This window comes from Alphaproteobacteria bacterium (assembly GCA_017308135.1).
Classification (GTDB): domain Bacteria; phylum Pseudomonadota; class Alphaproteobacteria; order CACIAM-22H2; family CACIAM-22H2; genus Tagaea.
The window spans coordinates 1-21,678 of the sequence record JAFKFM010000014.1 but is presented as its reverse complement, the minus strand read 5'-3'; the positions used below and the strand labels follow the sequence as shown (position 1 = coordinate 21,678).

At 60.7% G+C, this 21,678-nt stretch carries 18 protein-coding genes; 2 read left to right on the top strand and 16 right to left on the bottom strand.

All coding sequences use genetic code 11. The annotated features are described in order from the left end of the window. Positions 1 to 35: 35 nt before the first annotated feature. The 6 genes from J0H39_23670 to urtA form a co-directional block, all read right to left on the bottom strand. Entirely contained in the window at positions 36 to 1,265 is a 1,230-nt protein-coding gene (locus J0H39_23670; protein ID MBN9499759.1) for an acetamidase/formamidase family protein, read from the bottom strand. 32 nt (positions 1,266 to 1,297) lie between these two features. Beyond that, a complete protein-coding gene (urtE, locus tag J0H39_23665; GenBank protein MBN9499758.1) occupies positions 1,298 to 1,987 on the bottom strand; it encodes an urea ABC transporter ATP-binding subunit UrtE in 690 nt (229 codons plus the stop codon). A 27-nt stretch (positions 1,988 to 2,014) separates the two neighbouring features. Continuing rightward, positions 2,015 to 2,770, bottom strand: a complete 756-nt coding sequence (gene urtD / locus J0H39_23660) for an urea ABC transporter ATP-binding protein UrtD (GenBank protein MBN9499757.1) — start codon at positions 2,768 to 2,770, stop codon at positions 2,015 to 2,017. Between the two features lie 9 nt (positions 2,771 to 2,779). After that, the gene (urtC, locus tag J0H39_23655) at positions 2,780 to 3,958 is read right to left on the bottom strand and encodes an urea ABC transporter permease subunit UrtC (GenBank protein ID MBN9499756.1); all 1,179 of its coding nucleotides are present in this window, start codon (positions 3,956 to 3,958) and stop codon (positions 2,780 to 2,782) included. An 18-nt stretch (positions 3,959 to 3,976) separates the two neighbouring features. Next, positions 3,977 to 4,903: an urea ABC transporter permease subunit UrtB gene (gene urtB / locus J0H39_23650; GenBank protein ID MBN9499755.1), complete on the bottom strand. Its 927-nt coding sequence runs from the start codon at positions 4,901 to 4,903 to the stop codon at positions 3,977 to 3,979. Positions 4,904 to 5,015: 112 nt separating this feature from the next. Further along, positions 5,016 to 6,278 carry an urea ABC transporter substrate-binding protein gene (gene urtA / locus J0H39_23645; GenBank protein MBN9499754.1) on the bottom strand — a complete coding sequence of 421 codons (1,263 nt, stop codon included), beginning with the start codon at positions 6,276 to 6,278 and terminating at the stop codon, positions 5,016 to 5,018. A 153-nt stretch (positions 6,279 to 6,431) separates the two neighbouring features. On the opposite strand from urtA, the gene J0H39_23640 reads away from it, so the two are divergent. After that, positions 6,432 to 9,824, top strand: a complete 3,393-nt coding sequence (locus J0H39_23640; protein MBN9499753.1) for a response regulator — start codon at positions 6,432 to 6,434, stop codon at positions 9,822 to 9,824. Further along, a complete protein-coding gene (locus tag J0H39_23635) occupies positions 9,814 to 10,737 on the top strand; it encodes a response regulator transcription factor (protein ID MBN9499752.1) in 924 nt (307 codons plus the stop codon). The genes J0H39_23640 and J0H39_23635 overlap by 11 nt, the downstream gene beginning before the upstream one ends. A gap of 65 nt (positions 10,738 to 10,802) precedes the next feature. On the opposite strand, the gene J0H39_23630 is transcribed toward J0H39_23635, so the two are convergent. The 10 genes from J0H39_23630 to J0H39_23585 form a co-directional block, all read right to left on the bottom strand. Next, positions 10,803 to 11,894 carry a glycerol dehydrogenase gene (locus J0H39_23630; protein MBN9499751.1) on the bottom strand — a complete coding sequence of 364 codons (1,092 nt, stop codon included), beginning with the start codon at positions 11,892 to 11,894 and terminating at the stop codon, positions 10,803 to 10,805. Then, on the bottom strand, positions 11,891 to 12,670 hold the full coding sequence (locus tag J0H39_23625) for an SDR family oxidoreductase (protein ID MBN9499750.1): 780 nt from the start codon (positions 12,668 to 12,670) through the stop codon (positions 11,891 to 11,893). Before J0H39_23625 ends, J0H39_23630 begins: the two co-directional genes overlap by 4 nt. Positions 12,671 to 12,672: 2 nt before the next feature. Then, positions 12,673 to 13,509, bottom strand: a complete 837-nt coding sequence (locus J0H39_23620) for a carbohydrate ABC transporter permease (GenBank protein MBN9499749.1) — start codon at positions 13,507 to 13,509, stop codon at positions 12,673 to 12,675. After that, positions 13,509 to 14,375 carry a sugar ABC transporter permease gene (locus tag J0H39_23615; GenBank protein MBN9499748.1) on the bottom strand — a complete coding sequence of 289 codons (867 nt, stop codon included), beginning with the start codon at positions 14,373 to 14,375 and terminating at the stop codon, positions 13,509 to 13,511. The genes J0H39_23620 and J0H39_23615 overlap by 1 nt, the downstream gene beginning before the upstream one ends. Positions 14,376 to 14,430: 55 nt before the next feature. Next, complete coding sequence (locus tag J0H39_23610; GenBank protein ID MBN9499747.1) at positions 14,431 to 15,735, bottom strand: carbohydrate ABC transporter substrate-binding protein; 1,305 nt, start codon at positions 15,733 to 15,735, stop codon at positions 14,431 to 14,433. A gap of 60 nt (positions 15,736 to 15,795) precedes the next feature. Beyond that, positions 15,796 to 16,848 (bottom strand): sn-glycerol-3-phosphate ABC transporter ATP-binding protein UgpC, encoded by a 1,053-nt coding sequence (gene ugpC / locus J0H39_23605; protein MBN9499746.1) that lies wholly within the window; start codon positions 16,846 to 16,848, stop codon positions 15,796 to 15,798. 3 nt (positions 16,849 to 16,851) lie between these two features. Continuing rightward, positions 16,852 to 18,378 (bottom strand): xylulokinase, encoded by a 1,527-nt coding sequence (xylB, locus tag J0H39_23600; GenBank protein ID MBN9499745.1) that lies wholly within the window; start codon positions 18,376 to 18,378, stop codon positions 16,852 to 16,854. Between the two features lie 41 nt (positions 18,379 to 18,419). Continuing rightward, positions 18,420 to 19,898 carry an FAD-binding oxidoreductase gene (locus tag J0H39_23595; GenBank protein MBN9499744.1) on the bottom strand — a complete coding sequence of 493 codons (1,479 nt, stop codon included), beginning with the start codon at positions 19,896 to 19,898 and terminating at the stop codon, positions 18,420 to 18,422. A gap of 154 nt (positions 19,899 to 20,052) precedes the next feature. Further along, complete coding sequence (locus J0H39_23590) at positions 20,053 to 21,054, bottom strand: LacI family DNA-binding transcriptional regulator (GenBank protein ID MBN9499743.1); 1,002 nt, start codon at positions 21,052 to 21,054, stop codon at positions 20,053 to 20,055. Positions 21,055 to 21,201: 147 nt separating this feature from the next. Further along, on the bottom strand, positions 21,202 to 21,678 hold a 477-nt coding region (locus tag J0H39_23585; GenBank protein MBN9499742.1), incomplete at its 5' end, for an aldehyde dehydrogenase family protein.

Here is a 21,678-nt window from a genome sequence, read left to right as displayed (position 1 = left end):
ATACGTGCCGCTCCCGCATTCTCACGCGGGGACTCTTACTTGTCCGGCGACAGCGGCATGTCGATGCCGCCCTTGATGTGTTTGATCGGGCCGGCCGACGACGGCATGATGTCGAAGTCGAAGATTTCTGTCGGCAGCCACAGCGTGGCGCAGGCGTTCGGCACGTCCACGACGCCCGAGATGTGACCTTGCACCGGAGCCGTTCCGAGGATCGAATAGGCCTGTGCACCGGAATATCCGAATTTCTTCAGGTACTCGATCGCATTCAAACATGCCTGACGGTAGGCGATGTGCACATCGAGATAGTGCTGTTTGCCGGCCTCGTCGACCGAGATGCCCTCGAAGATCAGATAGTTGTTGTAGTTCGGCGTCACGGGCGACGGCTTGAAGATCGGATTCTTGATGCCGTACTTCGCCATGCCGTCCTTGATGACATCGACCTTGATATGCAGCCAGCCGGCCATTTCGATGGCCCCGCAGAAGGTGATTTCGCCATCGCCCTGGCTGAAGTGCAGGTCGCCCATCGAGAGACCCGCGCCCGGAACGTAGACCGGGAAATAGATCTTCGAGCCGCGCGACAGATCCTTGATATCGCAGTTGCCGCCATGCTCACGCGGCGGAACGGTGCGCGCGCCTTCCGCAGCAGCTTTCGCCTTTGCGTCGCCCTTGAGCCGGCCCATATGCGCCGTCGGGCCGAATGGCGGATTGGCAAGGCCCGGCACGCGGGTCGGATTGGTGGCGATCAATGCAGTTTCGCGCTCGTTCCACATCGACAGCATCTTGGGATCGGGCAGACAGCCGATCAGACCCGGATGGATAAGCCCTGCGAAATTCACGCCGGGAATATGCCGCGACGAGGTGTACATGCCCTTGAAGTCCCAGATCGACTTCTGCGCCAGCGGGAAGTGATCGGTCAGAAAGCCGCCACCGTTCTGCTTGGAGAAGAAGCCGTTGAAGCCCCACAGGCTCTCCTTCATCGGACCGACGTCGAGCAGGTCGACCACCAGCAGATCACCCGGCTCAGCACCCTTCACGCCGATCGGACCCGAGAGGAAGTGCACGATCGACAGGTCGATATCACGCACGTCATCGGCGGAATCGTTGTTCTTGATGAAGCCACCGGTCCAGTCGTAGGTCTCGATGATGAAATCGTCGCCCGGATTGACCCACTCCACCATAGGAATGTCGGGGTGCCAGCGATTGTGGACCTTGTCGTTGTCGTAGGCCGACTGATTGAGATCGACCTTGATCAGTGTTTCTGGCATCGTGATGCTCTCCCCTTGGTTACGAACTGAGTTCAGACAGACAGATATTTGGCGACCTGCTCCGCATCGATGCCCTCGCGGGCTTCATCGCGGACAATCTCACCATTCTCGATGACAAGAACCCGATCAGCGACGTCGAGTGCGAAGCTGAGGACCTGCTCGGACACGATGATGGACAGGCCGCGTTCATCGCGGATACGCTTGAGCGTGCGGGCCATCTCGCGAATGATCGACGGCTGGATGCCTTCGGTCGGCTCATCGAGCAGCAGAACCTTCGGCCTTGTCGCGAGCGCACGGGCAATCGCAAGCTGCTGCTGCTGGCCACCGGACAGATTGCCGCCGCGGCGGCTCTTCATCTCGAGCAGCACCGGAAACAGTTCGTAGATGTCGCCCGGCACATCCTTGTCGCCGTGGGCGACAAGGCCCGTCTCGATATTCTCCTTCACCGTCATGGTCGAGAAGATCATGCGGCCCTGCGGCACATAGGCGAGGCCCTTGGCGACGCGCTCATAGCTCTTCAGCTTGCTGAGTTCATTGCCTTCCATGGTCACCGATCCGCTCTTGGTCGGCACGATTCCCATCAGCGACTTCATCAGCGTGGTCTTGCCCATGCCGTTGCGTCCCATGATCGCAACGATCTCATTGGGCGCGACCGATACGTTGAGACCATGCAGGACTTCGCTCTGTCCGTAAGCGACGTGAAGATCCGAAATCGCCAGCATTGCGTATTCCTTCAGCTAACAGTGGTGTCAGTGACCGAGATAGACTTCGATGACCTTCGGATCGTTCTTGACCTGCTCCATCGATCCTTCTGACAGAATCTGGCCCTGATGCAGCACCGTCACCTTATGGGCGATGTCCTCAACGAATTTCATGTCGTGCTCGATCACCAGAACCGATCGATCCTTGATGATGCGATTCAGCAATTCGGCGGTCTTCACCCGCTCGCTGACGCTCATGCCGGCCACCGGCTCGTCAAGCATCAGAAGATCCGGGTCCTGGATCAGCAGCATGCCGATCTCAAGCCATTGCTTCTGGCCGTGGCTGAGCAGTTCGGCGCTCATGCCGAGGCGATCCTTGAGAAAGATCATTTCGGCGACTTCCTCGACGCGTTCACGCACCGCCTTGTCGCGCTGGAATGTCAGCGCGCCGAACACCGTCCGTCCGCGCGGATAGGAGATTTCGAGATTTTCGAACACGGTAAGATCGTCATAGATCGACGGCGTCTGGAACTTGCGGCCGACACCGGTCTGAACAATCTCGTTCTCCTTCATCTTGGTCAGTTCCTTGCCGCGGAACTGGATGGAGCCCGATGTCGCCTTGGTCTTTCCGCAGATCAGATCGAGCACCGTCGTCTTGCCAGCGCCGTTCGGACCGATGATGACGCGGATTTCGTTTTCATCGACGTAGAACGACAGATCGTTCACCGCCTTGAAGCCGTCGAACGAGACCGTCAACGACTCGACAGCGAGGAGAAAGTCTTTTGGCTGATGACCGACAAGCATAATGCTCTCCTATTCCGCAGGTGCGCCGTCGGCGACCGAGCCGCCGGTCCAGCCGCTTTTTCCGCCGCTCTTGACGCGCGAAGCAAACAGGCGCTCGATCCGTGGCTGGATGTGATCGCGCCAGATTCCGGCGAGACCATTCGGGAAGGCCAGCACAACAGCGATAAACAGCGCGCCGAGGCCGAACAGCCAGAGTTCTGGGAAAGATTCCGAGAAGCTGGTCTTGGCGAAATTCACCAGCAGCGTGCCGTAAACCGCGCCCAGGATCGACAGCCGACCGCCGACCGCGGTGTAGATCACCATCTCGATGGAAGGCACGATGCCGACGAAGGACGGCGACATGAATCCGACTTCGAGGGTGAACATCGCACCGCCGATGGCTGCGAACACAGCTGCCGCGCAATAGGCGAAGATCTTGAAATTCGCGACGCTATAGCCGGAGAACCGAACGCGATCCTCCTTCTCGCGCATGGCGACAAGGATACGTCCAAGCTTGGAGTGCCGGATGAACTGCGCGATCCCGATGCAGCCGAACAGGCAGGCGACCTCGACGAAGTAGAGAATGAACTTCGCATGATCGGTGCGGATGTCCCATCCCTTCAGCGTGCGCAGATCGGTGATGCCGTTGACGCCACCGGTATAGCCCTGCTGGCCGATGATCAGAATGGTCATGATCGCAGCGATCGCCTGGGTGATGATCGCGAAGTAGGTACCGCCGACGCGGCGCTTGAACATTGCCGCGCCGATGATGAAGGCAAACACGGCCGGCACCAGAATGATCGCGATGATCGTGAAAGTCAGGCTGTTGAACGGCTTCCAGAAGAACGGCAGTTGCGTGAGCTGATTCCAGTCCATGAAGTCCGGAATGCCGGGCGTCGACTGAATCTTGGTGTTTGCAACGCTCGATGCTTCAAGCTTGAGGAACATCGCCATGCAGTAGCCGCCGAGGCCGAAGAACACGCCCTGCCCGAGGCTGAGAATGCCGCCATAGCCCCAGCAGATCACCAGACCGAGTGCGACGAAAGCGTAAGTCAGATACTTCGCCACGAGGTTGAGCCGAAAGATATCCAGCGACAGCGGCAGGATCACAATCAGAATCACGGCCAGCACGGCGATGCCGATCAGCTCGGAGCGGTTTGCGAAGCGAGGATTGTCGTGGACTGTTTTAATGAGCGGTGTCTCGGACATTTTTCTGGCCTTCTCGATTCACTTACGGACCTTGAGGGCGAACAGACCCTGCGGGCGCAGCATCAGGATGCCGACGATCGCAAGCAGCGTGAGCACCTTGGCCATCGAGCCCGACAGGAAGAATTCAAGGGTCGACTGGGCCTGGGAGATCGTGAAAGCGGACGCGATCGTGCCAAGCAGGCTGGCAGCACCGCCGAAGACCACCACAAGGAAGGTGTCCACGATGTAGAGCTGGCCGGATGTCGGCCCGGTCGAGCCGATCATGGTAAAGGCGGAGCCCGCGACACCGGCGATGCCGCAGCCGAGCGCGAAGGTATAACGGTCCACCTTCTCGGTGTTGATGCCAACGGCGCCGGCCATGATGCGGTTCTGCATGACGGCGCGCATCTGCTGACCCCAGCGGGAGCGAAACATGATGTAGGCGACACCGATCGTGATCAGCACCGTGAGAGCCATCACGAACATGCCGTTGATCGGAATCTGGATTGTGTCGGTCGCCTGCCATGAGCCCATCATCCACTCCGGCAGTTCGACGCCGACTTCGCGTGCGCCGAAGATCGAGCGATAGGCCTGCTGCAGCATGAGGCTGAGGCCCCAGGTCGCAAGCAGTGTGTCCAGCGGGCGTTTATAGAGATGCCGGATCAGCGCCCATTCCACCAGCATCCCGAGCGCGCCGGATGCGATGAACGCGAATATCATCGCGATAAAGAAGTAGCCGGCGAACAACGACGGCAGATGACTCTGAAAGAAGTTCGACGTGAGCCAGGTGACATAGGCCCCGAGGATCATGAACTCGCCATGGGCCATGTTGATGACACCCATCTGGCCGAAGATGATCGCCAGTCCCAGCGCCATCAGCACATAGACGGAAAACAGAATGAGACCTGCGAAGCCCTGCATCACGAAGATGGAGCCAAGGTCACCAATCGAATAGTCGCCGAACATGGAAGTCTCTCCGCGGGAGGGGATCTCGCGCCGCGAACGAATTCGCGGCGCGAGGGCTGTGAACGCGGGCCTGTGGTCCACGTCTGGGAGCTCGGAGCAAGTCGCAAGCGGCTTACTGGTAGCCTTTCGGGAACGGATTTGGTTCGACGAGATCGGCGGTCTCATAAACCAGTTCGTACTGGCCATCCGCCTTTGCCTTGCCGACGCGGGTCTTCGACCAGAGATGGTGGTTTTCATGGATGCGCACGTAGCCTTCGGGCGCGCCCTTGAATTCCACGCCGGGCGAAGCGGCGGCGATCTTGTCGACATCGAAGCTCTGCGCCTTTTCCACCGTCAGCTTCCAGAGCCACGGGCCGAGATAAGCCGCCTGTGTGACGTCTCCGATCACGGTCTTCTCGCCCCACATCTTCTTGAAGGCGGCGACGAATTCCTTGTTGTTCGCGTTGTCGAGCGACTGGAAGTACTTCATGCAAGCGAAGGCGCCCGCGATATTTTCACCGCCGATACCGTCGATTTCGTCTTCCGTGACCGAGATGGTGAGCAGCGTCTGCTTCGACAGATCGATGCCCGCCGCCTTAAGCTGCTTGTAGAACGCAACGTTCGATCCGCCGACGATGATGGCGTAGATCACGTCCGGCTTGGTTAGCTTGATCTTGTTGATGACCGAGTTGAACTGGGTGTGGCCGAGCGGGAAGTATTCTTCGCCAACGACCTTACAGCCCTGCAGATGGCCTTCAATGTGCTTGCGCGCGATCTTGTTCGACGTCCGCGGCCAGATGTAATCCGAACCGAGCAGGTAGAAAGTCTTCGCGCTCTTGGTCTTGTTGACCCAATCGAGGCCGGCGATGATCTGCTGGGTGGCTTCCTGGCCAGTGTAAATGACGTTCTTCGACTGCTCGAGACCTTCATAGAAGGTTGGATAGTAGAGCATACCGTTGTACTGCTCGAACACCGGCAGCACCGCCTTGCGGGAGGCCGAGGTCCAGCAGCCCATGACGGCGGCGCACTTGTCGTTGACCAGCAGCTTCTTCGCCTTTTCCGCGAAGGTCGGCCAGTCGCTGGCGCCGTCTTCCTGGATGAACTTGATCTTACGGCCGAGCACGCCGCCCGAGGCGTTGATCTGCTCGATCGCGAGCTTTTCGGCTTCCACCGATCCGGTTTCCGAAATCGCCATGGTGCCGGTCACCGAATGCAGGATGCCGACGGTGACTTCCGTATCAGTCACCGCGAGGCCCGTGGTGTTGACGGCGGAGGTGGCCGGCCCCGCTCCGAAGGACGGGCTGGGAAGGAACGACATGGCGGGCAACGCCGCCATTCCCATGAGCAATTTGCGCCGGAAGGCCGACTGTAATCCCTGATTTCTTTCGTCTGACATGACTTCCCCTTTTTGCTGAACAACGCCCTGATGGGGAAAACATGGCCCGGATTGTGCACCGCACAGATACGCAAAATCGCGCATACGGCACCGCAAAAGCGCGACGTAGGTTTTTGAAGTGGGTTTGAGGACGGACCGGGCGTGACAAAGGCGATTCAGGCAGGCGGGCGGCAACGGATAGACCGGGTCAGACGCCAATATAATCAATGGGTCGCGAACCAGACCCTGGAAGACTATGCCCTGCGCTTCACAGCCAAAAGCGCGCGCCGCTGGTCAGCGGCCCGTGTCGCAAATACAGCCCTTGGCGCAATTTCATTTCTCGCGCTCGAAGCCATCGGCGGAACGATCACGCTGAACTATGGCGTCACCAACGCCACGACGGCCATTCTGGTGGTCAGCGCCATCATCTTCTGCTGCGGACTGCCAATTGCCTATTATGCAGCCAGATATGGCGTAGATATTGACCTGCTCACCCGCGGGGCGGGATTCGGCTATATCGGCTCGACCATCACGTCGCTGATCTACGCCTCTTTCACCTTCATCTTCTTCGCCATCGAGGCCGTGATTCTGGCCATGGCGCTGGAACTCTGCTTCGGCATTCCCCGCCCCATCGGCTATCTCATCAGTGCCGTGGTCATCATTCCGCTGGTGACGCACGGCATCACACTGATCAGCCGCTTCCAGCTCTGGACCCAGCCATTCTGGATCCTGCTGCACGCCCTGCCCTTCGTCGCCATTGCCATCAAGAGTCCCGGCTCTTTCAGCGAATGGCGCGCGTTCTCGGGAGACCACGGCAGTCCGGACGGGCATCTCGATCTGCTGTTGTTCGGCACCGCCGCCTCTGTTGTCTTCGCGCTGGTGGCGCAGATCGGCGAACAGGTCGACTTCTTACGCTTTCTGCCGCGCGATCGCCGAACCTCGAAGCGGTCGTGGTGGATTGCCATGGTCAGCGCTGGCCCGGGCTGGATCGTTCCCGGCGCGCTCAAGATGCTGGCGGGGTCGTTCCTCGCCTTCTTTGCGCTCAAGCACGGCGTCAACGCGGAATACGCCGCCGAGCCCGCGCACATGTATCTCGAAGCCTTTCGCTATGTGCTGTCTCAACCCGATCTCGCGCTGGCGCTGACCGGCACCTTCGTCATTCTTTCGCAGCTCAAGATCAACGTCACCAACGCTTATGCAGGTTCGATCGCGTGGTCGAACTTCTTCTCGCGTTTGACCCATAGCCACCCCGGACGCGTTGTCTGGCTGGTGTTCAACGTTCTGGTGGCGCTCCTGCTGATGGAAATCGGCGTCTACAAGGCTCTGGAACAGACTCTGGCGCTCTATTCGAACGTCGCGATTGCCTGGGTCGGCGCACTGGTGGCCGATCTTGTCGTCAACAAACCGCTGGGCCTGCGTCCGCCACAGATGGAATTCAAGCGCGCACATCTCTACGACATCAATCCGGTGGGTGTCGGCGCAATGGTCATCGCCACCATCGTATCGATCAGCGCGTTTTACGGGTTCTTCGGCATCACCGCCAAGGCGCTCGCGCCCTTCGTGGCGTTGACCGTGGCGTTCGTGACTGCACCGATTATCGCGTGGGCGACGCAGGGAAAGTATTACATCGCCCGCAAGCCGAAGCGAAGCTGGCAGAATCTTGAAACCATCAAGTGTTGCATCTGTGAACATTCCTTCGAGCCCGAAGACACCGCTTCCTGCCCGGCCTATGCCGGGCCGATCTGCTCGCTGTGCTGCTCGCTGGATGCGCGCTGTCATGACCTGTGCAAACCTCACGGGCGTGTGCAGGCACAGCTTTCGGAGACGCTCGGACATATCCTGCCGCAATTCATTTATGCCCGCATCAATTCTCAGCTTGGGCACTATCTCGGCGTCTTTGCATTGTCCGCGGGACTCGTCGGCCTGACGCTCGGCCTAATCTACCTGCAGACCTCGACTATCATCCACTTTGGTCAGGCACAACTTTCCGACGTTTTGTGGAAAGTGTTCTTCGCATTGTCGATCATCATCGGAGTGGTCGCATGGCTGTTCGTGCTGGCGCGGCAAAGCCGGCAGGCTGCGGAAGCCGAAACGCGGCGGCAGACCACGCTCCTGATGCAGGAGATCGATGCGCACCGGAAGACCGACATGGAGCTGCAGCGCGCCAAGGAAGCCGCCGAGGCCGCCAATCTTGCCAAGAGCCGTTACGTGGTCGGCCTCAGCCATGAACTGCGCTCACCGCTCAATGCCATCAGCGGCTACGCGCAATTGCTCGAACAGGATTCATCCATCCAGCCGAAACCACGCGATCAGGTCCGCGTCGTTCGCCGCAGCGCGGATCACCTGTCGGGCCTGATCGATGGTCTGCTCGACATTTCAAAGATCGAGGCCGGACGGCTGCATCTGTCACGCGATGAAGTGCGCCTTCCCGACTTTCTCGATCAGCTTGTCGGCATGTTTCGTCTGCAGGCTGCGGCGAAGAATATCGAGTTTGTGTTCCAGCGGCCGGAAACGCTGCCGCCTGTGGTCTACACCGATGAGAAGCGGCTACGGCAGATTCTGATCAACCTGCTATCCAATGCCATCAAGTTCACCCAAACCGGCAACGTGCATTTCATCGTGCATTACCGCAGCCCCGTTGCGGAGTTCGAAGTACGCGATACCGGCCCCGGAATTCATGCCGACGACCTGGAACGCATCTTCGCGCCGTTCGAGCGCGGCGCGCTCGGCGTCTCGCAGCCGCAGACCGGAACAGGTCTTGGTCTCACCATCTCCAAGCTTCTTGCAGGTGTGATGGGCGGTGATATTCGCGTCGTCAGCACCGTGGGCCGTGGCAGCACGTTCTATGTCAAGATGCTGCTCTCGGAAGTCACCAACCCGACGCGCCTGCGAACCATCAACGCGCCGATCTACGGCTATCACGGCCCGCGCAAGACTATTCTCGTCACTGACGACGATCCGACCCAGCGCGATCTCCTGCGCGAAATTCTCAGCCCTCTCGGCTTCATTCTCCTCAGCGCCCCCGATGGTGGGGGATGCCTTAGCCTGTCACAGCACTGCCAGCCCGATATGTTCCTGCTCGACATCTCGATGCCTGGTATCGACGGCTGGACGGTCGCGGAGACCCTTCGCGCCAACGGACATCATCAGGCGCGCATCCTGATGATTTCCGCGAGTGCGCTCGAAGCGCATGGCGCACCATTGGCGCAACCCTTTCACGATGGCTACCTGATGAAGCCGATCGATGTGCCGCGTCTTCTGGAGATGATCGGCCAGTTGCTTAAGATCGAATGGTCTTACGAGCGTAACATTGTACAAACCGACGAACCGTCAGCTCCAGCGTGGAATTTGAATGAAAATCCAGGCCCACCTATTCATTATGTGGATGAACTGATCGAACTCGGCCAAATTGGCTACGTGACTGCAATTCACCGCAAGCTCGACCAGATCGGTCAGGATCACCCCGAACATGTCGTCTTTGTCGCCCAAATGCGTGCTCTGGTGGAACGATTCGATCTCGGGCAATACATGACCATCCTCCAATCCGTGCAGCGCCATGATCACTGAAGCCAAAGCCCGCGACACTGTTCTTATCGTCGACGATTCGCCGGACGCGCTCCGCATGCTGACTGACGCGCTGGACGGCGCGGGAATGACGGTGATGGTCGCGCTTGATGGTGCCTCGGCCCTTCGCATCGGCGAGCAGATCGCGCCCGACATTATCCTGCTCGATGCCGTGATGCCGGGCATGGATGGTTTTGAAACCTGCCGGCGACTGAAGCGGGAAGCAAAGCTCGCAGGCGTCCCGGTGATCTTCATGACGGGCCTAGCCGAGACCGAACATATCGTGCGCGGCCTCGAGGCTGGAGGCGTCGATTACGTCACCAAGCCCATCGTCATCGCGGAAATGCTCGCGCGCATCAAGGTTCATCTGGCGAACGCACGACTCACCCAAAGCGCGCGGGCTGCACTGGATGCATCGGGCCGCTATCTCTTTGCAGTAGATCAGCGCGGCTCCATCATCTGGGCCACCCCACAGGCGGAAAAGCTGGCGCGCGATCGCGCGAAAGCCGGCGGCGAGAAGTTCGAGCTGCCCGAACCATGGCTCGATTGGCTCAGGCAGATACATCAGGGAAATACAGATACGAAGGCGCCGCCGGCGATGCCATTCGGTGATGACAAGCTGCGCCTGCAATATATGGGGCGTCTCAGCGCGAATGAATTTCTGCTGCGGCTGGCCCGCGACAGCAGCTCGGATTCACCTGCCGAACTCAGCAAAGAACTTGGACTCACCGGCCGCGAAGGCGAGGTCCTGTCCTGGCTCAGCAAAGGCAAGACCAACCGTGACATCGCGCAGATCCTCGGTTTGAGTCCGCGCACGGTCGATAAGCATCTTGAGCAGATTTATTCGAAACTCGGAGTTGAGAACCGGACCGCCGCTGCCGCAGTCGCCAACACACGGCGAAAACTCTCGGTCTGACGCGAGTGATCCTTCTTTTGCTCAGGCTCGGTTAAAAGCCCACAGGTGTGGCCGCACTCTTCGTGCTACGCCAAAATCCCAAGCCCGTTTGCCTTTTCCAGAGCCGCGATGAGGTTCTGTTCCGTCACCGGGCCGGCAAACTGCTTGAGATAGGGTGCCTCGGCAATCGAACGCTGCGCGATGGTGCGGATACCCTCTTCCACGTCGCCGGACAGCCCCATGTCCTTGAGACTTGTCGGTAGCCCAAGCGCGCGAAAGAAGCCGGTCATGTCGGTGAGGAATTCCGGCGAGCGCCCTTCCAGGCAAAGCTGTGTCAGCAGGCCAAAGGCTACCTGTTCGCCATGAAGCGCGCCGTTGAGCGACGACAGCGCGGAGAAGCCGCGCGTCAGTGAATGGGCGATCGACAGGCCGCCGCTCTCAAAGCCGAGGCCGCTGAGCAGAATCGTCGCTTCGACGATGTTCTCGAACGCCTCGTCCGGCTCCTTGCGGTCAGCAGCGGCGAGCGAAGCCAGCGCATCGCGGCGGATCACCTGATAGCATTGATCGGCAATGGAGACCGCCAGCGCCGCCGGGCGAGCCTTGTAGAAATTCATCCCGCCGGACTTGTAGCACTGCTCCGCCTCGAACTTCTTGCTCAGTGCGTCGCCGATACCGGCCACAAAAAACCGGCGCGGCGCGCGCGCGATGATCGACGTATCCACCACCACGGCATCCGGATTGGTCGGCATCAGCCGAACTTCCTTCAGGACGTGATCGTCGGTGTAGACGATCGCCAGCCGGCTGGTCGGCGCATCGTTCGAAGCCACCGTCGGCACCACGATGATGCCGCCGCCGCGCTGGATACGCACGCCTTTCGCGGTATCGATGGCCTTGCCGCCGCCGATGGCGATCACCACATCGCAGTTTGCCGCCGCTGCGCGCGCAGCCATGGCGTCGATCTGCGCCGCCGAGCATTCGCCGGAAAATTCAGCGAGTTCCACAGCGTCTGTGCAGGGCTTCAAAAGCTGCTCAAGCTGCCCGCGCAGCGACGCGAAGATCGCCGTATCCGTCAGCACAAACGGCCGCCGTCCATACATCGGCACCAGCGTCGCCAGTTCCTTCAGCGCGCCCGGCCCCTGGATGTAGCGATGCGGTCCGCCGAACGCGCGAATGGTCATTGATCGTCACCCCAGAAGAAATCGCGCTTGCCGCCGTCCATGCAAATCAGCGCGCCATTGATGAAGGCCGCCTGAGTGGAGCACAGAAACGCGATCAGCGCGCCAACCTCTTCGGGCTGGCAGAACCGGCCGAGCGGATTCTGCCCCGCGATGATGGCGCGCTTCTCCGGCGAGAACCCGGCGATCAGCGCGGTCTCGACATAGCCCGGCGCGATGGCGTTGACGGTGATTCCGGCGCTGCCGACTTCCTTGGCGAGGGTGCGCGTGAAGCCGATCACGCCGGCCTTCGCCGCCGAGTAATTGGTGACGCCGGGGCGTCCGCCGCCGGTGACATTCATCGATGACGTGTTGACGATGCGGCCAAAGCCGCCCTGCCGCATGAACGGCACCGCGTGTTTGCTGCACAGGAACGTGCTGCGCAGATGGGTGCGGACGATGATGTCCCAGTCGTCAATCGACATCTCCTCGGCTTTACGGCCGAGATGGCGGCCGCCCGCACCGGCATTGTTGATCAGTACGTCAAGATGACCGAGCCCCTCATGCGCGGCTTTCACCACAGCTTCCGCGCCCGCTTCTTCAGAGACGTCGCCGATACAGGCGACCGCCCTGGTCCCCTTTGCATTCAGTTCGGAGACGGTTGCATCGGCGGCTTCGCGGTCGATGTCGTTGATGGCGATGGCGCAGCCTTCCGCCGCCAGCGCCAATGCTTCCGCCTTGCCGATGCCCCGCGCCGCGCCGGTGACCAGTGCGGCCTTGCCCTTCAGTCCGAGATCCATGATCAGCCCTTCACGGCGCCAGCGCCGAGACCCTGAATGAAATATTGCGTCAGCAGTGCAAACGCGGCGAACAGCGGCAGTGCGATCAGCGTCGATCCCGCCATGATCTCACCCCAGCGCAGATCGAACGAGCCGACCATCGACGCCAGTCCCACCGGCAACGTCTTGTTGGCATCGCTTCCGATCATGATCAGCGCGAAAGTGTAATCGGTCCACGACAGCAGGAACGAGAAGATCGCGACCGTGATCAGCCCCGGCAGCGACAAAGGCAGCACCACGCGCACGAAAGCACCGAGACGCGTGCAGCCGTCCACCATCGCGGCTTCTTCCAGTTCGAACGGCATGCCCTTGAAGAAACCCCACAGGAACCAGACGCCGAGCGGCAGGGTCAGCGTCAGATGCGAGGCGATCAGGCCCGTCAGAGTGTCGCTGAGGCCGAGCTGCGCGAAGATGGTGAACATCGGAATCGCGATCAGCAGCGGCGGAAACATGTACGCATAGAGCATCGCGCCGACAATCAGCTTCTTGCCGCGGATGCGCTGGCGGGTGACCGCATAGGCAATCATCACCGAGAAAACCATTGTCACGGCGACCGTGACCACCGCTACGATGACGCTGTTGACGAAATGAGTCGGATAATCGGTGAGTTCGAGCAGGTTGGAATAGTATTCCAACGTGAAAGGGCCCGGCAGCAGCGAGACGCGGCTGAGCAAGCTGGTCGGCTCACGCAGACTCGAGATCACCATCCAGTAGATCGGGAACGCCGAATAGATCGCGATCACCGCGGCGGCGATGTAGATTCCGAGACGGGCCGGAAGCGAACGGCGGACAATGGCCATTAATCGTCCTCCAGCGGGAAGATGCGGAAATAGAAGAACACGGCCACCGACAGGATCGCGAAGGAGATGGTGGCGATCGCCGCACCGCCGCCGATGTCGAATAGGCTAAAGGCGTGGCGATAGGACAGGATCGCGAGGTTTTCCGTCGCGCCGACAGGCCCGCCCTTGGTCAGCAGCCAGATCACGTCGAACTTGTTGAACATCCAGATCGCGCGCAGTAGCACCACCACCGTCAGGATCGGCTTCAGCATCGGCAGCGTGATGTGAAAGAAACGTTGCACCGCCGTGGTGCCATCCACCTTGGCGGCTTCATAAAGCGAGACCGGAATGGTCTGCAGCGCAGCGAGAAAACAGGTGGTGACGAAAGGCGTCCACATCCAGACGCTGACCAGGATCGTGGAGGTCATCGCCGCGCCCGAACTCTCGAACCAGTTCACGGGCGGCAGCCCCAGTGCGGCGATAGTCCGCGTAATAATGCCGATGCTGCCGTCCACCATCCATTTGAACGTCAGGATGACGACCACCGTGGGCAACAGGTATGGAAGAATCGAGAGGCCGCGCACGAAATTCCGGCCCGGAAACGCCTCGTTCAGGATCAGCGCGAAACCGATGCCCAGCACCACCTGAAGAACGATGGAGCCGAGCGAATAGACAACGCCGTTCCACAAAGCATTCCAGAATTCAGGCAGTTTGACGATGGCGATATAGTTGTCGAGCCCAATCCACTTGGCTTCGCCGACAAACGAATCCATTTTGTAGAAACTGAGACTGATCGCATAGACCACCGGCGCCACGATCAACGCGAGCGTGACGAGCAAGCCGATCACCAGGAAGGTGTATATCGTCGCCTTTGAACTCAACTTCATGCTTTCGGAAAATACCCGGCCGGATGAACCGGCCGGGCAGTTGGCAGGTGCGGTGTTATGCCGTGAGCTTGCGCATCTTGTCGCCAGCCGCCTTGACGCAATCGGCCGCCGGCATGTTCTTCAGGATGCGGTTCTGCAGCATTTCCGGAATGACGAAGCCCTCGAAGACCTTGCCCGGACGCAGATCCGGCGCCGGACCTTCGGTGTCGACAGAGGTCAGGATCATCGATTTGTCGACGATGAAGCCCTTCATGGTTTCGACCGCTTCCTTGTGCTTCTCGATCAGCGGATGCGCGCGCCAGCGGGCATCCTCGTAAACGTCGAGGCGCGGCGGCTGGAAGTGCAGCGGCGCGGTGTGCAGGAAGTTGATGTACTGGTTCTCGGTGAACCATTTCATGAACTTCATCGACTCACTGGAATTCGGAGTCTTCAGTACCACCCAGCCGTCATAGCCGTGGTTGACGGCTTTCGCCTTACCGGCGCTGTCCATGTACGGCATGATGCCATACTTGGTCGCGAGGGCCGGTGAGGTGCGCTCGAGCGCTTCGATGATGCGGCCGGCGTAAGCCGTGTGCGCCACCTTGTCCGACGAGAAGTTGGACAGCACTTCGCCGAAGCTGGCCTGGCTCGTGCCCGACGGCATGGTCTTGTACAGATCGGCGAAGAAATCGAGATAGGCGGCGACCTTCGGCGCATTGGCGGCGTTGTCGATGGCGACATTCCACTTGTCGTCGAACAGCTTGACGCCTTCGGCCCACATGAAGCCGGGCGACAGCCAGTTGGTCGCGCCGTTGCTGCCGATCGGGAACAGCGAACCGGAGCGGCCGTCTTCGTTCAACGCCTGCGAGTTCTTCAGCATCTCGGCCCAGGTCTTGGGAACGCTGAGACCCTTCTTCTCGTAGAGGTCCTTGCGATAGTAAATCCAGGCGAGGTTGTAATCGTAAGGATACCAGTAGGTTTCGCCCTTGATCGGAAACAGGATCTTCGGGCCCCACTTGTGCTTGCTGGTCAGTTCGGTCAGCGGCATCAGGTGGCCTTCAGCCTGCAGCAGCAGGACATGACCGACAAACGCGAAGGTCGCGATGTCGTAAGGCTGGCCACCGCGTAGCGAGGTCGTCACCTTGGTGAAGGCGTCATCGAGCGGAACCGAGTCCACGATGACGTGCGTACCAGTCATCCGCTCGTATTCGGCGCAGGCCACTTTCAGCGCGCGAATGCTATCGATCGATGTTTCGGTGTTGAGAAAGCGGATCGTCTTCTTGCCCTGTCCCCAGACTGCCGGGGCTCCGAGCGTGGTCGCAGCAAGGCCCGCACCTGCGCCCTTGATGAGCGTGCGGCGATCTATTCCGTTCTTAGCCATTTCCTTCACTCCCATGGCAACTCTCCCCTTTTTGAAGGTTCGTTCTGATTTATTGGCCGTCTAGAAACGCTGTCCCGTCGCTTTCGAGAACAGATGGAGCCGCCCGGCATTGAGCCGGACGGGAATTCGCTGACCGTGCGACCAGTTGTCGACGCGATCTGTCAGAATGCGCAGACGCGCACCACTCACCTCACCAATGCCGAGCGTCTGGGCACCGAGTTGCTCCACCACGCTGACATCGAACGAAAGCGCATCCGGCCCTTCGCCGATGGAGAGATGCTCCGGGCGAATGCCGAGCACGGCTTCTTCGTTAACTGCCCGATACTGTTCGGGCAGCGTGATCCGCAACGCACCGCTCTCGAACGATCCGTTTGATGCGCGCCCTTCGATCAGATTCATTTCAGGAGAACCGATGAAACCGGCCACAAAGAGGTTCGTGGGCCTGTCGTAAACTTCGAGCGGCGCGCCGACCTGCTGAACGTGGCCGTCGCGCATGATCACGATGCGGTTGGCGAGGGTCATCGCCTCGACCTGATCGTGGGTCACATACACCATGCTGGTGCCGACCTCCTGATGCAGCCGCGCGATCTCCTCGCGCATACGCACGCGCAGCTTGGCATCGAGATTCGACAGCGGCTCATCGAGCAGGAACACTTCCGGATCGCGCACCAGCGCGCGGCCAAGCGCCACGCGCTGCATCTGGCCGCCAGAGAGCTGCTTCGGCTTGCGCTTCAGATATTCGTCCAGACCCAGCATCTTCGCGGCGCGCTGCACCCGATCGTCGATCTGCGCCGGGTCCATCTTCCGCATCCGCAGGCCGAACGCGAGGTTTTCGTAGATCGTCTTATGCGGATAGAGCGCGTAGTTCTGGAACACCATCGCGATGTTACGGTCTTTCGGCTCCAGCGCGGTAACATCGCGGTCGCCGATGAAAATCTTGCCGGACGTGATCTCCTCAAGACCGGCGAGCATGCGCAATGTCGTGGATTTGCCGCAGCCCGACGGGCCGAGAAACACCACGAACTCACCATCGCGAATCGTCAGATCGACGCCATGAACGGCGACCACCGGACCATATGCCTTGCGAACCTTTTCGAGCCTGATCTCTGACATGCGCTACTTGCCCTGAGCGGCCACAAAATCGTGGATGCGATGGTTGATGGGCGCAAGCGCCGCCTGAATGTCGCGATAGATGGGAAAGCCTTTGTCATAAACCGCCGCGCGCGCCGGATCCGGCGTCGCCCGCGATACGATCTGGATGACGCCCGCCGCAGCCCGCTCGTCCTTGAAGACGCCGATGCCGACACCGGCGAGCAACGCCGCTCCATAAGAAGCATCCGCGACTGCAGGCAATTCGACGGTGATATTCAAAACGTCGGCAACGATTTGCCGCCACAGGGCGCTGCGCGCGCCTCCGCCGGTCAGGCGCGCGGACGAAAAGCCGAGCCCCTTGGCCTTCATCACCTCGAGGCAATCGCGCAGCGAATAGGCGACACCTTCGTAGAGCGCGCGGACGAAATGACCTGGGCCATGATTGAATCCCGCGCCAACAAAATCAGCACGCAGGAGCGGATCCCAGTAAGGGCTGCGTTCGCCGTTCAGATAGGGATGGAAGAACAGCCCCTCCGAGCCGGGATTAACCGCGGCAGCCTTGGCATCCATGGCATCGAACACGGCGCTGCCGTCCTCGCCGTCGCGGCGGAAGAACGTGTCGCGCAGCCACTTGTGCGCCGAGGCGCAGGAATTGGTGGCGGCGATGACATACCAGTGGTCCGGCACGACGTGGTAATAATTGATCAGCGAGAAATCCGGATGGGACTTCGGCGACAGCACGCTGACGGTCGCAGCGGTTGCCAATTTCACGACGCCCATGCCTTCGCGCACCATTCCCGCGCCAAACGTTTCAGCCGCGGTGTCCGACGTGCCGCATACCACCGGCGTGCCCTCGGCCAGACCTGTCGCCTGTGCGGCGCGCGCGGTCACCTTGCCGACGACGGCGGTGGGCTTCACGATCGGCGGCAATGTCGCCATCGGCCAGCCGATCATGTCGCAAAGTTCTTTCGACCATTCGGCGCTGCGTGCATCCAGCATCAGCGTGCCAAGCGCGTCGATGGTGTCGGTTTCCCACGTGCCGGTGAACTGCGCCCGCAGCCAGTCTTTCGCGACGTACAGGCGCTTCACACGAGCGAAGGATTCCGGCTCATGCTTGCGCAGCCACAGCATCTGCGGCAGCGTCCATGTCGGATTGGCGCGATTGGCGCCGATGTCGAGAATGCGCGCATCGGCCTGGTCACGCAGCTCCTGCGTCTCCTGCCGGCTGCGCTGGTCATTCCAGAGAATCGCCGGACGGATCACATGCCCATCGGCATCTACCAGCACCTGCGTATGCGCGCCGGCGGAAAATGAAATCGCAGCTACATCGGATGCCGGACGGCCGGACGCCTTCAAACCACGACGCAGCGCGTCGCATGCGGCGATCCACCAGCTTTCCGGATCCTGCTCGCTCCAACCGGGATGAGGCAACATCGTCGCGACCGGCGCAGACGCTTCGCTGACCAGCGCGCCGTCGTCCGTGATAATGCTGATCTTCAGCGAGCCGGCGCCAAGATCGATACCGACCAGCAGGGATTCAGACGCAGCCATGACGCACGCCCTTCCCGATCACAACGCGCATGCGCGCCCTGTCAATCACGGCGAATGTCTTTCGCGTTCGCGCTGGCGCGCAGGCCGATCTTGCCCGGATTGAACAGATTGTCCGGATCGATCGCATCTTTTATGGCCTGCAGAACCCCGAGCCCAGAGCCCAGTTCACGCTGCATCCATGGATTGCGGAACAGCCCTGCACCGTGGTGATGCGCAATCGAACCGCCGTGATCGAGCGTCAAGGCCTCCACGGCATCCCACAGCTTCTGGTGCAGCGGCAGCGCCTCGGCTTCCGGCATCGGCGGCAAGCGCACCGTCATGTACTGACACGCGCCCTCGGGATAAACGTGCGACCAGTGCGCACCGAAATGCACGCCGGGATAAATCGCCCGCACTGCTTTCGCGATGGCATCATACATCTTGGGAAGTGCCGACCAGTTGCCCGTCACTTCGATCGTATCGTTGAAATAGCCGGCCTCGTGCCACTTCTGCGAATAGGCGACGTAACGATTCTGCTTCCAGTGCAGATAGGGCCCCTCCGGAGCGATCTCGCCGCCCTGCGCCTTGGCGATGGCGAGCGCCGCATCCTGCTCGGCCGACACCATCGGCTCGCTACCGATGAACTGCAGCACCGCCAGAAACGGCTTGGTTCTGAACAGGTCAATATCCTTGGTGCGCTCGTCGCTCTCGACGCGGTCATAAAGCCGCACGATCGACGGACGGATTTCCGCCTGCATGATGAGACGCGCGCTATCGAGCGCCGCCTGCATGGTCGGAAACGCCAGCACGACGCCGCGTTCAATCTCGGGCTTCTTGAAAATACGCAGCGTAGCTTCGGTGATGATGCCGAGCGTGCCTTCGCTGCCGATCATCAGGTCGCGGATCGACGGACCGACCGAGCGACGCGCCACGGGACGCACTTCGAGCGGGGTGCCATCCGGCAGCACAGCCTTGAGACCGACCACGATGTCTTCGATCTTGCCGTAGCGGCTGCTCAACTGACCACCGCCGCGGCAGGCGAGCCAGCCACCGACAGTTGAAATTTCAAGCGACTGCGGCAGATGCCCTGTGGTGTAGCCTGCATCGTTGAGCTGGCGCTCGAACTCAGCGCCATTCATTCCCGCCTGTACGGTCACCATCGCATCGGTTGGGTTGATCGAGACGATCTTGTCCAGCCGGCGCGTGTCCACCATGATCTCGCCGCCGAGCGGAATGGCGCCGCCGAGCACGCCGGAGCCATTGCCATACGGAATCACGGCAACCTTGCGCGCTTTTGCAACCTGCACAGCGCGAATAACTTCATCCTCGTTCGCGGGACGAACGACAAGACGCGGGACGACACCGGCGATTTCGCCGGCGCGCTCGCGGAACACTGCAAACGGGAGACGATCGCGCGAATAGCCGAGCCGCTCATCAAAGGACGTCAGAACATTCGCGTCGCCGACGATGGCGCCGAAAGCCGAGGCCAGATTCTCGTCGATCCGATCGGCACTGCGAACTGCGGCAAGGGTTGCGGTCATGACAGCCTCGTTTCAGAGGCCAAAGTCGCCAGACTCACTCGACGTACTCCCCTCAATGACTTCATTTTCTGCGATTGGCAGCAGGTTCAAAAACAACCCTTGCACAATCGTTTGTTCAAACGTCGTATAATCTGCACGCTCGGTCAAGTTAAATTTAGCGGCGGACGGGACCTGTAGATGCGCGGGCGATGAGCCCGTCGGGCGGTAGCGGAGCGACGGGCTGAGGCGTGCCGCCATTCAGAAGATCGATCAGCAGATCGGACGCAAGTTCGCCCATCAGTTCCGTTGGCATTTTCACCGACGTCAGTTGTGGATAAAGCATCGTCGCCACTGGCGCATCGTGCAAACCGATTACCGAAACATCGCCCGGGATTTGCAAGCCCGCTTCATGCAGCACGGCCATGGCGCCAGCCGCAGTCACGAGCGTAGCGCCGAGCACCGCCGTCGGCTTCTGCGCGAGCAGGCTTCGCATCGCAGCCGCACCGCCCTCCGCCGTGTATCCGGCGACAGCCACAAGATCAGGATCGAAGGCAATGCCGTGGCGCTCCAGTCCATCACGATAGCCGGCCAGACGCTCGCCCGCGTTGAAACCGCCGGGACGTCCGGCCAGATGCGCGATCCGTCGGTGCCCCATCCCGGCGAGATGATCGACGGCGATCGTCGCAGCGGCGCGGCTGTCCAGCACTACGCAATACGGACTGCCGGGCAACTGGCGATTGAGCAGCACGAACGGCGTGTGGGTCGCCTCGAGTTCTTCGCGCAACAGCCCATCGTCGTCGAGACTGGCGACCAGAAGTCCATCGGCACGGTTGCCATGCGACAGGCGATGATAGACCGCGTCGGTCGCGCCGGACTCACGATGGGCAATGAGCAGCGAATAGTCATGCTTCGCCGCCGACTTCTCCGCGCCGCGGATCGCCGATGAGAAGACCGGGTTGTCGAGCTGCGGCACGATCAAGCCGAGAGTCCGGCTGCGCGCCGTCCGCAATCCCTGGGCCAGCGCATTCGGCGAATAATCGAGGCTGCGCGCGCTTTCAAGAATGCGCTTGCGGGTTTCCTCCCGGATACGCTGGGTCGCCTCGCCCCGAAGCACGCGCGATGCCGTGGATACATCCACGCCAGCCATGCGGGCGACATCGGTCAATCGCGATCTCATGAGGATATACCGCCGGTTGCAACGATGGCAAACCTAGTGGACAGAGCCTCGCGAAGCAAGAACACCATCATACGCGTGACGGCATCCGCACCGCTGTTGGATCGCAGTGAACAAATCCTAATGCGTCAGGGCATCGCCCGCGAAGACCTAGATCCCGCCCATGCAGAGGTACTTGATCTCGAGATAGTCCTCGATGCCGTACTTCGAGCCCTCGCGGCCATTGCCGCTTTCCTTCACGCCGCCGAACGGCGCGATCTCGGTCGAGATGATGCCCTCGTTGATGCCGACCATGCCGTATTCAAGCGCCTCGGCAACGCGCCAGACCCGGCCGATGTCGCGGCCATAGAAATAGGCGGCGAGGCCGAACTCGGTGTCATTGGCCAGCGTGATGGCCTCCTCTTCCGTCGTGAAGCGGAACACCGGCGCAACCGGGCCGAAGGTTTCCTCGCGGAAGATCAGCATGTCCGGCGTCGTGCCGGTCAGCACCGTCGGCTCGTAGAATGTGTGGCCGAGCGCATGGCGGTGCCCGCCGACCGCGACCTTCGCGCCCTTGGACTTGGCGTCGTTGATATGCTCCTCGACCTTCTCCACCGCCGCCATGTTGATCAGCGGTCCGATGGTCAC